This is a genomic window from Aquisphaera insulae, from assembly GCF_011064615.1.
GTDB classification, from domain to species: Bacteria; Planctomycetota; Planctomycetia; order Isosphaerales; family Isosphaeraceae; genus Aquisphaera; species Aquisphaera insulae.
In genome coordinates, this window is sequence record NZ_JAALJH010000006.1 from 121,411 (window position 1) to 135,680 (window position 14,270).

Consider the following 14,270-nt stretch of genomic DNA (forward strand, 5'->3'; position numbering starts at 1 on the left):
GCAATTTAAGCAGTCGATCAACTCGAGCCAATCCCCTTCGAGGCTGCCATGTCGAGCAAAGTCAGACGGGTCGCGTGGCGATGCGCAGGGATCGCGCTGTACCTGGGGCTCGTCGGCTCCGCACTGGCCGGCCCCGCCAAGTACACGGGGGAGACTCGCTCGGCTAGGGTCACGTACACCTTCGCCGAGATCCCCTCCTTCGGGATGACGCCGGACCAGCTCCAGACCCTTGGTCGGCCCCAGAGCCCGTCGAAGGAGCAGGAGGCCTACATCCGGGCCCTGGTGAAGGACGCCAGCACGGTCCTCTACGAGCTCTCGGAGAAGCGGCTCCGGATCGACCCGTTCGACTACGTGGAGAACGTCAAGGGCGCGGATATCGTCATCTCGCTGACCGGGGATCCGGGACGAGGCGGCTGGGCGACGCCGGGGGGGATCGAGGGTCGGCCCGGTCAGATCGGGCTCTACTTCAAGAACCTGCAACGCTACTCCCAGGAGCAGGCGGCGCTGACGGTGGCCCACGAGATCAGCCATTACATCTTCGCCCTGCCGGACGAGTACCAGGACGGGGCCACCAGGGGGCTCTGCCCCCAGGCCAATGCGATGGGCCCCGGCTGCCTGATGGACAATTACTTCCTCCGGCAGGGGGACTACGGCCGCTTCTGCAACGGCGATCACAACGCCCAGGCCCCCAATCCGATCACGCTCGCCCACGAGCACACGCAGCAGCAGTCTTGCAAGTTCTGGGTGGACAAGTTCTTCCAGTTGCGGCCCCCGTCGTCGCTGGAGTCGAGCGACGAGGTGAAGCTCGACACCGCGGCCGTGAGCGCCGACCAGCCCTTCACGGGACGGTTCCGTTCCATCGTCAATGCCACGACGACCTTCGCCCGGGGCCAGATCGCCGACAAGAACATCGGCAAGAACCGGACCTCGATCGCCCCGAAGAGTAACGATCTCACGCAGATCAAGCGGCTGGCACGCGTCTTCCTCGACACCCAGCTCAAGGTCCTGGGCTCCGATCCCGACTTCATCAAGCCGACGTCGAGTCAGAAGACGAAGGCGCTGGAGTTGATCGCGCGCAATGCCTTCTCCGATCCGGCCGGGACCCTGATCGAGGCGACCTCGACGCTGGGCCCTGAGATCATCGACAACCTGAGGGTGAAGGCCCGTGAGCTGGCCTCGGCCGAGACCGCAAAGATCACGCGACAGGGCGGCGGCGGCTTGGCCCAGAGCCTGCTTTCGGCCGACTCGTCCGCGCCCGAGCGGCTGAAGCGGTTCCAGCCGACGATCGACCTGATCAAGAAGGCTCTCCTGGCCTACCTGACCGGCGCGGGGGGGGGCGGCTTCAAGATCGCCTCCGCACCGGGCCCCAACACCCTCGGCCCGGAAGAGCAGAGGCTCGTCGAGAAGATCGCGCGTGAAGCCGTGCTGGGCACGTCGGACAGCAGCAGCTCCGCGACCCTGACGGAGGCGGCGAAGCTGCACATTCGGCTCTCGCTGGAGACGGCGCAGAACCTGATCGACGTCTCAAGCGACCTGGACGTCCCGGGCGTCGAGAGCCGCACCCAGGATCTGAGGGTCTATCGAGACCTCCTGAGCAAGTTCGCCCTGCCGGGCAAGACGTTCACCGGCTTCGGCCGGCGGCGGACGTACATCGTCGCCCCTCCGTCGCTCTATCCCGAGAAGGACCTGGTCCGGATCGATGCCGGCGACAAGATGCCCTACGAGCAGATCCGCCGGCTGGCGATCAATCAAATCACCAAGCTCATCGATCGCGAGCGGATCGAGGAGGTCGAGGTGCCCCTGACGGGGGATCTTGGCGCGATGAACAACGGCGATCGGCTTCGCGCCTTCAACAAGATGGTGAACTCGCTCACCGAATCGGTGCGTCGAAATCGGGCCGAGAACATCATCCTGATCACCCCGCCGGGCGGCCTGCCGGTCGAGTTGAGCGACGAGCTGGAGGGCCTCCGCGCCCGGCTCCAGAAGAATGGCGACGTCCGCCTCGACGTGATCGAGATGTTCGACGGCAGCATACCCCTCCGCCTTCGCGACCAGGCCCACCAGTCGGGGGGTACGGTCCAGCTCGTCGCGGACATCGACGAGCTGGGGACCATCGCCCAGCGGATCAAGAACGACATCTCCGCCGGCGCCTGGGTGAGCTTCCCCGACCAGGGGACGATCAATCTCGACCTGGGGACGACGAGCAGGCTTGCCCCGAAGTCGACCGCCAGGGAGACCGACTCCAACTTCTGGCAGGAGATCGTGACCAACTACGTCGGCGACCGCCGGAAACCGAAGGGCGGGTTGCTCAGCGAGATCGAGGAGGATCTCGACAACAACCTGCGTCGAAACCTCGACTTCATCAACTCCGCATTCCTGAAGAACACGATGAAGCCGCCGGAGTACGAAAGCCTGAGCGTCGTCCAGTCGAGCCTCTACAAGCTCACCAACAATCTGAGATCGGCACGCAACGCCATCCGCGAGCTGCAACTGGGAAACGTCGACGGACCGGCCGATCGGGCTATCGGCGCGGTTCGGCAGGCGAAGGATACGATTCATGCCCTGGTCTGGAGGAATCTCGGCCGGGACGAGGGCTTCCTGGCCAGGACGGATGACGCCCTGGACGGGCAGTTGAGGGACGCCATGCGAAGGCAGGCGATCGCGCTCGAGTCGCAGGCGAAGGAGAATGAGGATTGCGTGGAACGCCTGGAGACCTTGAGGCAAGGAGTGGTGAACACCAGCGGTGAAAAAGACAAGGACGCCCTGATCAGAGAATTCTCGGAGCGGTGGCGAACCAATGCGAGACGCCTGCACCTCCGAGCCGCGTCGCTCCACCTCGCGCTCGCGGAGTACGACAGCGACGTACGGCTCTTGGAGCGGCAGCTTTCGGCGAAGCTGGACACCGCCCGGGACGCGGCGAACACCCTGAAGAAGCTGACTCGCTGGCAAGAGACTTTCAACAGGTTGAAGACCTCCCTGAACGACCTGAAAGCGAAGAGCGCCGGCGGGACGGCCGTCGATGAGAACTCCCGGAAGAAGCTGGCCGCGCTGGGTTCAGCGATCGTGTCGATCGACCAGTCCCTCAGAGGCAAACCGATCTTCGATCGGATTCCATCCCTGGAGGAGGAGATCCAGGCCCTCCGCAAGGAAATCGACAAGCTTCGATCCGATACGGACAACTACCTTGCGGAACGGACGCCGGACACGAAGGTCAGTCCCGAGGACCTCGTCGCGGCCGCGGAGAACGAAACCCGATTCATCAAGCTCATCCTCGATCAGCATGCCCAATCGAAGGAGGAGACCTTCACGCCCCACTGGTACTATGAAGAGGAGCTGCGGCAGGCGGTGTCGCTCCTGGAACGGGCCGCGGACCACAAACCCGAACCTCGACGCTTTGCTCGGGTGCTCGGGGAGCTCATCACCGTCGTCGACCGGATCACGAGCCTCACGCCCAATGTCAGAGCGGCGGATCCGGAAGACCCGACGAAGACGAAGCTCGAGGAAGAGAAAGCAACGGACGTCTTTCATCTCAATGAACTTCACATCAGCAAACGCCTCGACGACCTGAGGGTCCGATCCAACGGGCTCTCACGCGATTCCGGCAACGCGGAGCACTGGGCCACGAAGCCTGCGGCGAAGTCGACCGCCCTGTTGAACAGCCCGTTGAATTTCCTCGTCGATCTGCTGACTCCCGACGTCAACGTCTTGGATTCCCCAAAAGACACTTCGGCCTATGATGTCCTGGAAATCGCCTCCAACGCGCGCATGTTCGCGGATGCGCGTAGGGCTTACAGGTCGGCCATGGCGGTCGGTGTCACGCCCGAGTTCAAATCCGTCGCCCAGGCGCCCGAGCTGGCGCAGCTCTACAAGCAGATCGCGGATACGAAGTCCTTCGAATCGTGGGTCGTCTCGGCCCCGGGTGCACGGCCGCGCGCGTTCTATGTCGACATTGCGGATGGCTATCAGTCGCCGATCTGGGAGGGACTCTCCCCGACCGCAATGAACAGCCCTCGAAAGGGACAGTTGTTCAAGGAACTGGAAGACAGGAACCAGTTCGACCTGGTTCGCGACTGGACCTCTCAGGTCGTCAATGAGACCTATTTCCTCAAGCTCCACAGCATCCACGAGGCACTCCGCACCCTCGAGGAACGGCTCACTCGGCTCGCTGGTCGCGGATCGCAACCGCGGGCCGTCTTTGAACGGATCAAGGAAGCCCGCAAGTCCGCACCCGTGAAGCGTCTCGCGAACGACCCGACCCGGATCGAGGTGGAGTTCCGCGCCTTCCAGGCGGAGGAAGGGGCCAGCTACGAGTTCGTACTCGGGCTGTCGCGGCCGCTGACGAACTTCGAGAAGCTGCGAGGCAACCCGGAGGAGCATCCCGAGATCCGACTCTTCGCGAACGGGAACCTGGTGGAGCGGCCCTACCTGCGGCTCGAGCCCGATTTCTCGAGCGACACCATGCTGGTCTTCCGCGCCCCCAAGCCCGACCTCCGGGCCGGGTTGCTGGGCCAGGGCCTTTACACGCCGAAGCTGGTCATCAAGGACGAATACCTGCCGCTGGTCGGCGGCGACGGCCGGATCGGATACACGTTCTCGATCGGGACGCGGCGCCCCAACGTCCAGATCATCGCCTCGCTGCGGCAACCCCAGCCCAAGATCGCGGACAAGGACCCGGCCAAGGATCCGGAGAATGCCTTCCGGGGCGTGATCGCCGCCGACCAGTTCGACGCCGTGGTCGAGGCGGAGGTCTTCGCCGGTGCCCCCGTCCTGGAGGCGAACGTGAAGAGCACCCTCCAGCGCGTCGACACCACGAACGTGGCGATCCAGAATCCCGTCTTCGAGATGCGCGACGACGGCATCTATCCGGACCTGCTCAAGGATGACGGGATCTACACCACCCGGATCACGCTCCTGCCGGCCGCCCAGCGAAAGCCGGCCGAGTACCGCGTCTTCGTCGAGGCGAAGTCGAATGACAAGGTGAGGTTCTATCCCCTCGCCGACCCGATCATCGATGCCGGGGCCGACAACAAGCCCGAGAAGAAGACACCGCCGCCGGTGCCTCCCTTCCAGCGGGCGACGTCCGTCAACTTCCACGCGGCCCAGGAGAGCTAAAGCAAGCTGGACGCGCAGGGCTCCGTCGGTCGCCGGGCGGAGCCGGCTCCTACTTCGACAACATCCCGTGCAGCCAGCCCTTCTTCTCAGGGGCCGCGGAGGACGGTGCCGCGGCCTGTCCTCCCGAGCCGAAGAAATGGCCGCTCCAGGATGAGCCCTCACCCTGGGGTGTCGGGGCGACCGGCGGCGGGCCCTGCGGCGGATAGTACGGTTGCCGAGGTCCCTGCGGCGGATAGCCTCCGCCGTAGTCCGGCCCGCCCTGGGGAGGGCCGTAGCCATTACCCGGCGGCGGGCCGTAGCCGTAGCCCGGCGGCGGGCCGTAGCCGTAGCCCGGCGGCGGGCCGTTGGGTACGGCCATGTACATCATCCCCGGTTGCGGCCCGTAGCCGGCCGGGGCATAGGCCATGGGAGCCGACGCCATCGGCGCCGGGGCGGGGGCGGCGGCGACCGGAGCCTGCATCATCTGCGGCGCCTGGCCCATCTGGATTCGCGGGTTCCGCCGCTGTGCCAGGTGTTCGCCCAGCGCACCGAGCATCCGATTCACGAGGGACGGATTCGTCAGGACCGCGGCCAGCAGCGCCGGCGACTGGGCAATCTGACCCTGCTGGGGAGCACTCGCCATCGGCTGGGGAGCCGGTGCATACGCCACGGGCTGCGGCTGCGGGGCCGGGGCATACGCCATGGGCTGTGGCTGCGGGGCCGGGGCGTACGCCATGGGCTGTGGCTGCGGGGCCGGGGCATACGCCGGCTGAGGCTGCGGGGCCGGGGCGCTGGCCATGAACAACTGGGGGGCATTCGCCGTCGGCGCCGGGGCCGGGGCGGGGGCAGGGGCGCTGGCCATCGGTGCGTAGGAGATCGTGGGGGCCGAAGGCGGAGCGGCGGCGAAGATGATGTTTGGCTGCGGCGTCGGGCCGACCACCACGGTCGGAGCCTGCGGCTGGATCACCATCGGGACGCTCGGCGGCGAGACCACCAGCGGCGTCGCCTGCTGGCCCGTGTAGACCGGCGGCTGATAATACTGCTGAGGCGGCGGGGCCATTTGGACCGGCGGCGCTTGCGGAGGCGGAATATAGGGGGGCGCCGTCTTGGGCGGCGTCGGCGGCGGATAGCGGCGCTCGCCCTGCTCGGTCGGGTAGGGCCGCTGATCCGAGGCGACGGCCCCGTCGCCGCCGGTTCGTTCGAGCGAGTCGTCGTGCGGGACGGCGATCGGTTCGGTATTCTCCGCGGGACGGACGGACCGATCCCGCCGGGCGACCTGCTGGGGTGCCCTCGACGACGACGCGGTTGAGCGGGATGCCTTGCCGCCCGTCGCCGCGACCTTCGAGCGGAGTGCGCCCTGCGCATCGAGCCAGACGACCGCCTCGCCCACGGACTGGAATCCGGACCGGCTCGAGATGAGCTTCGTCCCCTTCGGCGTCGGCTGGTAGATGATCACGGTGGGATGGTCGTTGACCCTCATCCGCTGGAGCGACTCGCCGAAGGACTCGGCGGGCATCTCGCTGAACATCACGTCCAGCTCGCTCGAGGCCTCGTCGACCACGCGCTTGAAGTTCGAGGCGAAGAACCGGGAGGCCGGCTGCTTCCCCGAGCTCGTGATCACGACGAGCAGCTTGCCGGACTCCTTGCAGGCCCGGATCGAGTCGTCGAGCGGCAGCCAGACCGTCTCGGGCCGCGACGAGTTCTGGGCGAACGACGCGCCGGGAGCCAGCCCGATCACCAGGGCGAGAAGGAACAGGACCATCGACCTCTCCCGCCGGGCCGCAGCAACGTGGCAGTGGCTGTCCATGCAAAATCCTTCCGTGGTCGGGAGATGGGTCAGTTGCCGTCGGGCACGATCGGTGGCAGCCCGGCGGATTCGCCCGCGGGCACCATCGGGGGGAGGGTGATCGACTTCGTCGGCCGCTTGTTGGCCGCCCGAAATCCCTCGGCCATCAGGAGGAACTGCTCGGAAAGTCGCGCCCGCTGGGCCTGGTTCAGGGGGGCGGCCTGGCCCTCGGGCCGGCTCAGGTCCAGCCCCTCCTCGCCCATCACGCGAACCAGCCCCATCGCGAGCGGATTGAAGACCCGCTGCATCCAGAGCGAGCGCCGGCCGGGCGTTCCCGACACGACGGACTCGAGCCGCTGGGAGAGCTCCTGGAACATGCCGGCGTACGACTCGTAGTGATCGATCCGGCGGGAGACCTCTTCGAAGATGGCCACCAGCTCGTCGATCGTCTCGGCCTTGGCGTGCACCTGTCCGAGCGAGCGGCGGGCCATCTGGTCGAGCGTATCGGGCTCGGCCCCTCTCGACCCCGCGGCCCCGGATGCGTCGCCGGCCGAGGCCAGGGCGCCGACCGTGACGGAGACCTCGTCCGGATCCGAGATCCGGTCCCCGGCGGCCACTACGAGGGCGAACCGATAGACCCCCGGGCTGATCGGGACGAACGTGTAATAGGGACCTTCCGCGAGCTGGAGCCTGGCCTTCGGACCGCCGACCTGGATCCAGCGATGCCCGACCGCTCCCGCCGGCTGGCTCCGGACCCCGCTGAGCGTCACCTGGCGGCCCACCACGGCCACCAGGTCGTCGCCCGCGTCCGCCACGGGGGGGGTTGCCTTCGGCGTCTTGCGGTCGGCCGCATCGGTCGCGGGGATCTCCACCCGCGCCACGTCGATTCCACGCTCGTTCGCGACGACCAGCTCGAACTCGAGCCGGGCCGACCCGGAGGGGACGACAATCGGCAGATCCGCCCGGTCCGTGGCCGATGACAGGACGCCCGGCCCGGCGAGCTGACGCCACCGGTACGCGAGCTTGCCGCCGCTCGAGGTCCGGCCGGACAGGATGACCGAAGAACCCGGCTCAGCCTTGCCCTCGACCCGGGCCACGGCCCTGGGAACCTGGACGTCCGCCGCGACGGCGCTCGACTCGAGCCCAGCCTGGATCAGATGTGCATCAGTGGGAGCATTCACAGCGCGGGTTTCGGAACGACCCCGCGGGGACGAGCCCGGAGCCGCCTCCCACGACGACCGTCCCGGCGCGGTCCACCACATGCCGGCGACGATGCATGTCGCGAGGAAGAGCATCCCTGCGCCGAACGCAAGGCGTACTCGGTTGCGGAACAGGAACTTGCGGTATCCTGTCATGCCGAGGCCCTTCCCTGGACATGGAATCGAACCGATCCTCGTGACGGTCCCTCGTCCTATATATCGTGGGTGTCCGCGGCATACTTCACAGAATTGCTGCCGCCGCGTCGATGTTCGGGTCGTTCGGATCGCCTTTGGACAGGGTCCAACCGCACCCGGACCGAAAATCGGGCACGAAGGCCCGAAGCCGGGGCGCAGGTTATACCTTCGCCCCGGCAAGAGAGGTAGGAGGATCTGGCGGAAAAGTGGTGTCAGGCCAGGGCCACGGGCTCACGCACACGTTCATAGGCCCGTCCGGCGTTCGTGTCCGTGGCTGGGCATGAGCCGGTCTCGATCTGGTAGAGGTCCTCGCCCGTCTGGGTGGGGTAATGGCCGGTGATGCAGGCGCGGCAGATCCGATCGGGAGACATGGTCACCGACCGGGCGATGGCGTTGACGGGGAGATACCGGAGGCTGTCGGCGCCGAGCTCCCTGGCCATCCGCTGCTGGGCCTCGTCGGAGACGCCGCCGTCGGGCAGGTCGATGAACCGGGTGGCGAAGAGCTCGCCGCGGCTCGACATGTCGATGCCGTAGTAGCACGGGGCGATGATCGGCGGGCAGGCGACGCGGAGGTGGATCTCGCGGGCGCCGCCACGGTCGCGGATCTCGTGGACGAGGGCCCGCATGGTGGTCGAGCGGACGATGCTGTCCTCGACCAGGAGGACGCGCTTGCCCTTGAGGACCTCGGGCAGGGGGGTGTACTTGAGGCGGGCCTTGGCGGCGCGGTCGGCGGTCCCCTCGATGAACGTCCGGCCCACGTAGCGATTGCGCATCAGGCCCTCGACGGAAGGGATCTTGAGCGCGAACGACATGGCGTCGGCGGCGGCCTTGGCCGTGTCCGGGACGGGGACGACGATGGTGTCGGCGTCGAGCGGCACGTCCTCGAGCCGGGCCAGCTCCTTGCCGAGCTCGGAACGGCTCAGGTAGACGGACCGGTCGTCAAGGGTGCTGGCCACGTTGGCGAAGTAGATCCACTCGAAGAAGCAGTGGGCCTGCCGGGGCGACGGCGCGTACCGCTCGACCCGCACGCCGTCCTTGTTGGCGACGACGAGGCAGCCGGGATCCAGCGAGCGGATGTTCTTGAAGCCCAGGTTCGCCAGCGGCACGCTCTCGCTGGCGGCGCCGAAGAGGGGGCCATGCTCGGCGATGCAGAGGGGCCGGAAGCCCAGGGGGTCGCGGGCGACCACCAGCTCGCCGTGGGCCGTCAGCAGGACGATGTTGTACGCCCCGTCGAACTTGTCGGCGAGCCGACCGAAGACGCCGGCCCAGTCGGGCTGATGGTCCTCGTTCTGCAGCTCGTAGGCGAGCGAGTGCATGATGATCTCCGTGTCCGTGTCCCGCTTGAGGTGGTAGTCCCCCTTGGACAGGAGCTCATCCTTCAATTCGTGGTAATTGGCGAGCTGGCCGTTGAAGGCGAAGGCGAACCACTTGGTCTTGCGGCCGTGGTCGCGCTCGAAGGGCTGGGCGTTGTAGCGGTCGTCGCCGCCGCAGGTCGCGTACCGGACGTGGCCGATCGCGACGGGGCCGTCCACCCCCTGCATGATCGTTTCGAACTCGGTCCGATGATTCAGCCGGAAGGCCTCGGCGACGGTGCCGAGCTCCTTGTGCGTCCGGATCAGGGTCTGGCGATCGGGGCGGAAGCTGGCCATGCCGGCGGCGAGCTGGCCGCGATTCTGCATGTCCAGGAGCATCCGCGGCACGAGACGGGCCACGCTGTTGACGTCACCCGCGAGTGGTGCCAGCTTGGAAACTGGCGCATCCGGGGCATGGAAAACGGCCGCGACGCCACACTCGTGGTGGAGTTCACCCATGATCAGGGGTCTTCCCGTAAATGAGCCCCCGACACGCGGGGGAGGAGTAGGAGAGGACGCACCCTGGTTGACCAAGAGTCGAGTTCCTCTAGGCCCCCCCGCCGGGTGGATTATAATGTCGACCTGATCTACAGACAACCTTCACGATTCGGGGCGGCCCTCGAATTCCGGGCCGGCGATCGTCGCGCGATCATTAAATCGTGTGATGCCGTCGGCTTGGGTCGAACGTCCCCGCCATCGTACCCTCCCCAGCGTGCCGAGGCCGAGCCTTGAACAGGAATCGCAGGGCAGCCGCCGTCGAGCCGGCCGGTGCCGAAGCCGCCAGGACGGCGACCCCGCCTCAGCCCGGCAAGCCGGACGATCGCGACCTCGTCCGCGACGAGATCGTGCTCGACTCCGCGATCTGGGTCGTCAAGGTCGGGACGAGCGTCCTGGCCGACCCCCAGGGGAGGCTGGACCCCGACCGGATCCACCACCTCAGCGAGCAAATCTGCGCGGTCATGGATAGCGGCCGGAAGGTGGCGCTCGTCAGCTCCGGGGCCGTGGGGGCCGGCATCGGCCAGCTCGGCCTGCCCCGGCGGCCGGAGAACCTCTCGGAGCTCCAGGCCGTCGCGGCCGTCGGCCAGTCCTACCTGATCCGCGCCTACGACGAGGGCCTGAGGAGGCACGGACGTCACGCCGCGCAGCTCCTGCTGACGCACGAGGACTTCGACAGCCGGGCCCGCTACCTCAACATGCGGAACACGCTCCACGCGCTCTTCGAGTACAACGCCGTCCCGATCATCAACGAGAACGACACGATCAGCATCGACGAGATCAAGTTCGGCGACAACGATCGGCTGGCGGCGATGGTCACGAACCTGCTGCAGGCTCCCTTGCTCGTCATCCTCAGCGTCGTCGACGGCCTCCTCCGGACCGACCCCGTGACGAACGCCCGGACCGACGAGGTCATCCCCCTGATCCCCCGGATCGACGACGACGTGCTGGCCCTGGCGGGGACCAGTCGCAGCGCGCTGGGGACCGGCGGGATGAAGAGCAAGCTGGCCGCCGCCGGCCAGGTGACCCAGGCCGGCGGCTCGGTCATCATCGCCTCCGGGACTAGGCCGGAGCCCTTGACGCGAATCCTCGCCGGCCGGCGCGTCGGCACCCTCTTCCTGGCCCACGGCCAGACCCACCGCGCCCGCAAGCGCTGGATCGGGCTGACGGCCCGCCCTCGCGGCCACTACATCGTCGACGACGGCGCCCGCAAGGCGATGGAAACCGGCTCCAAGAGCCTGCTGGCCATCGGAATCGTCGAGGTCAGCGGCGACTTCGACAAGGGGGACGTGGTCGGCATCCGCGACCGCGACGGGCGGGAATTCGCCCGGGGACTCACCAATTACCCGGCCGCCGACGCCCGGATCATCCGCGGTCTGCACACCCAAGAGGCCCGCGCCGCGCTCGGCTCGGCGCTCTACGACGAGGTCGTCCATCGGGACAACCTGGTCCTGATCTCCTGAGGCGAGCGTGGGACGGGCAGGAAAGCCTGTCCCTGTCCCACCCCTGGCTCCGGCCGTCGCATCCTCAGGGCATCGGCAGGTCCTTGAACTCGAAGGGGACGACGGTGCGGGTCTCCGTGACCCTGTAGTAGCGAAGCTCCTTGGCGTCGCCGCCGAGGACCCCCGCCAGCGTGATCGTCACGCGATGCTCCTCCGCGTCCAGCCCGGTCCGATACCAGGGGATCGGCGAGCCTCGGTCATTCACGAGCTCGAGCTGCGGCGCCTGGAGCTCTCCGGCCGATTCCTCGCCGGGACCCGCCGGAGTCATCAGCCCGGGGGGCGGGGCCGTCTTCGCCGTCAGCTCGATCTGTCGGCCGCGCGCGTTCGGGCCCTGGCGAATCTCATGGATCTCGACGTGGAGGTCCCCCTTGTCGAAGGACTTGCCGGCGGCCCCCGCCAGCGGCACCACCAGGGGATCGGGATGTCGCGCCATGATCACCAGCGGGATGGTCCCGCGGAGGAGCTTGATCGTCTTGCCGGCCTCCTCGGGGCGGACGAGCTGGATCGCGGCGGTGACGATCGTGGAGGGGGCCAGCCCGCGGGAGATCGAGGGGATCGGCCGGGCATCGACGGCGTTGCGACCGGGCATCGTCAGCGATTGGCCCTTCTCATCCACGGCCTCCGTCACCGCGGGGAGCCCCGCCATGGAGACGATCAGGCGAGGCTCGGCCGCGAGCTGCAACTGGACGGAGAAATTCGAGGTCACCACCGTCCGCAAGGCTTGCGGCGCCGACGGGCCCTTGGGCCGCGCGGGGGGGAGTCCCGCGTCCGCCTGCCCGTCGAGGGGCTCGGGAGCGAAGCCGACGTGCCGGCGGTATTCGAGGCCCAGGAGGCTGACCCGGAACGGGCCCTGATCCGAAACGGGAGTGATCGGGCGGCCTCGACGGTCGATCAGCGTCAACGACGCCTGCTCGCGGCCATCCATCGATCGGGGGCTCGGGTCGACGATCAGCCGGGCCTCCTCGCAAAGGCGGTCCAGGGCCCGCCAGTACGGGATCGGCCGCGGCTCCACCAGGGTGATCCGCTCGACGCTCCGGCGCGTCTGGTTGCCAGTCGCGAGGGAGAGCTTCATCCCGGTCCGCTCTGCCAGGGACTGGATCACCTCGGCGACGGTCCGATCCTTGAAATCGAGGCTCACCATGGTCGGCTGAGAGAGGACCGCACCTTCGGCCTTACGGAGGATCGCGGCGGCCCGGGCGCGGACCTCCATGTCGCTCGACCGGACGGCGGCCTGGAGCGCGGGATACGCCCGACTTCCCAGCCGGATCAGCGCCTGTTCGGCCTCCTCACGTTCCGCGTATCTCGGCGAGCCGAGCCGGTCGACGAGCGTCCGGGGATCCGGGGTCTCGGCACCTTGACAGGCCAGGCCGAGTGCCAACAAGAGTGCAGCGCCCCCCATGAATCCTCCCCTCGACTCGCGGCCACGGTCGCCGCGACTGGGACGCGGCACGATCCCACCATCCTATCGGGTTTGCGGCCGAATGCCACGACCGGGGCCCCGGCGGTTGTCCTCTTTCCCGCCGACTCGCGTGCCGGCCCATGCCCCCGGCACAATCGCTGGAACCGAGCCCCCGGCCCGAGAAATGCACCTTGACAACTCAGACCAACGGGTGGCCCCCTCCGATGAACACGGTACAATGACGTTCAGCGAAGATCCGTCGTTCTCCCACTCGATGCCAACGGCTCGCCCGCGGCGAGGAGCCCGGAACATGTGCGGTATCAGGTCCTTCGAGTCATCCCGGAGCCTCATCGCCCGGTCGGGCGTCGGATGCCTGACGCTGGCCGCCCTGCTGGCCCTCGGGGGTGTTCCCTCGGCCCGGGGGCAGGGCTTCGGCGCGGATCCGTTCCGCCCGTACAACTCGCAGTATGACGCCTACGTCTACCCGGTCGCACCGTCGATGAGCTACGGGTACAACAACGCTCCCCCGCGCGTCGGCGGCACCACCCCGTATCAGAACTACCTGGATTCCCTGTCGGGTCCGTCGGGGGGCGGCGGACGGAGCGGCGTCGGGGTGCATTACAATCAGGCGAACCGGGCCTACGACCGCGAACTGAGACGGATCTACGAGCCCAACAAGGAATCCGACGCGGAGTTCCAGGCCCGCCAGGAAGCAGCCAACGACATCTACTTCAAGTACTTCCGGGAGAAGAACCAGAAGAAGCGAGCGGAGCTGCTCCGCCAGTACAATCGAGCCCGGACCCGCGAGGACCTCGAGCTGGACTCGCGCGGGGGCGTGGCCAGGGCCCCGAAAGTCCCGGCGACTCGCGAAGGGGCCGGACTCGGCCGCGAGCGCTCCCGGACGGCACGCTACAACTCCGACGGTCCGCCGCCCCTGAGCGGTTCGCGGTCGGCCCCGCGCCGTCGTTCTCCCGCGGCCGGTTCGGGCGCCGCGGCCAAGGCCGGGTCCGATCCCGCGACGAGCCCGACGCCGCCGGCAACGATCGCCCCCGGGTCGCGGCCCGCGGCGACGCCGGCAACGACTGCCCCGGCGGCGAGGCCCGCCCATGAGGAAACCCCTTCGGAAGTCCTCGACAGGGCCCGGCGATCCGAGCCCGCCTCGACCGCGACCCCCGCGGGCGTCGCCCCGCGCCGGTCGACGGATGGGCCGCCCCCGCTCGATTGACGGGGCCGCGGGCCACCTCGCGCATC

7 protein-coding genes are annotated in these 14,270 nt (G+C 68.0%); 3 read left to right on the plus strand and 4 right to left on the minus strand.

Annotation, left to right across the window (positions count from 1 at the left end):
* Window positions 1–48: 48 nt before the first annotated feature.
* The gene (locus G6O54_RS05810; RefSeq protein ID WP_165221458.1) at window positions 49–5,112 is read left to right on the plus strand and encodes a sbcc family protein; all 5,064 of its coding nucleotides are present in this window, start codon (window positions 49–51) and stop codon (window positions 5,110–5,112) included.
* 49 nt (window positions 5,113–5,161) lie between these two features.
* Here G6O54_RS05810 and G6O54_RS05815 read toward each other — a convergent pair whose 3' ends face one another.
* The 3 genes from G6O54_RS05815 to G6O54_RS05825 all read right to left on the minus strand — a co-directional run bounded on the left by G6O54_RS05815 (window position 5,162) and on the right by G6O54_RS05825 (window position 10,082).
* Window positions 5,162–6,853 carry a hypothetical protein gene (locus G6O54_RS05815; protein ID WP_165221462.1) on the minus strand — a complete coding sequence of 564 codons (1,692 nt, stop codon included), beginning with the start codon at window positions 6,851–6,853 and terminating at the stop codon, window positions 5,162–5,164.
* A 74-nt stretch (window positions 6,854–6,927) separates the two neighbouring features.
* Window positions 6,928–8,058, minus strand: coding sequence for a PKD domain-containing protein (locus G6O54_RS05820; protein WP_165221465.1), 1,131 nt, complete (start codon window positions 8,056–8,058; stop codon window positions 6,928–6,930).
* 425 nt (window positions 8,059–8,483) lie between these two features.
* The gene (locus G6O54_RS05825) at window positions 8,484–10,082 is read right to left on the minus strand and encodes an amidophosphoribosyltransferase (RefSeq protein WP_165221468.1); all 1,599 of its coding nucleotides are present in this window, start codon (window positions 10,080–10,082) and stop codon (window positions 8,484–8,486) included.
* 269 nt (window positions 10,083–10,351) lie between these two features.
* Here G6O54_RS05825 and proB point away from each other — a divergent pair, with 269 nt between their 5' ends.
* Complete coding sequence (gene proB, locus G6O54_RS05830) at window positions 10,352–11,581, plus strand: glutamate 5-kinase (RefSeq protein WP_165221471.1); 1,230 nt, start codon at window positions 10,352–10,354, stop codon at window positions 11,579–11,581.
* 64 nt (window positions 11,582–11,645) lie between these two features.
* On the opposite strand, the gene G6O54_RS05835 is transcribed toward proB, so the two are convergent.
* Entirely contained in the window at window positions 11,646–13,019 is a 1,374-nt protein-coding gene (locus G6O54_RS05835; protein WP_165221474.1) for a HEAT repeat domain-containing protein, read from the minus strand.
* 310 nt (window positions 13,020–13,329) lie between these two features.
* On the opposite strand from G6O54_RS05835, the gene G6O54_RS05840 reads away from it, so the two are divergent.
* On the plus strand, window positions 13,330–14,244 hold the full coding sequence (locus G6O54_RS05840) for a hypothetical protein (RefSeq protein WP_165221477.1): 915 nt from the start codon (window positions 13,330–13,332) through the stop codon (window positions 14,242–14,244).
* Window positions 14,245–14,270: the final 26 nt, after the last annotated feature.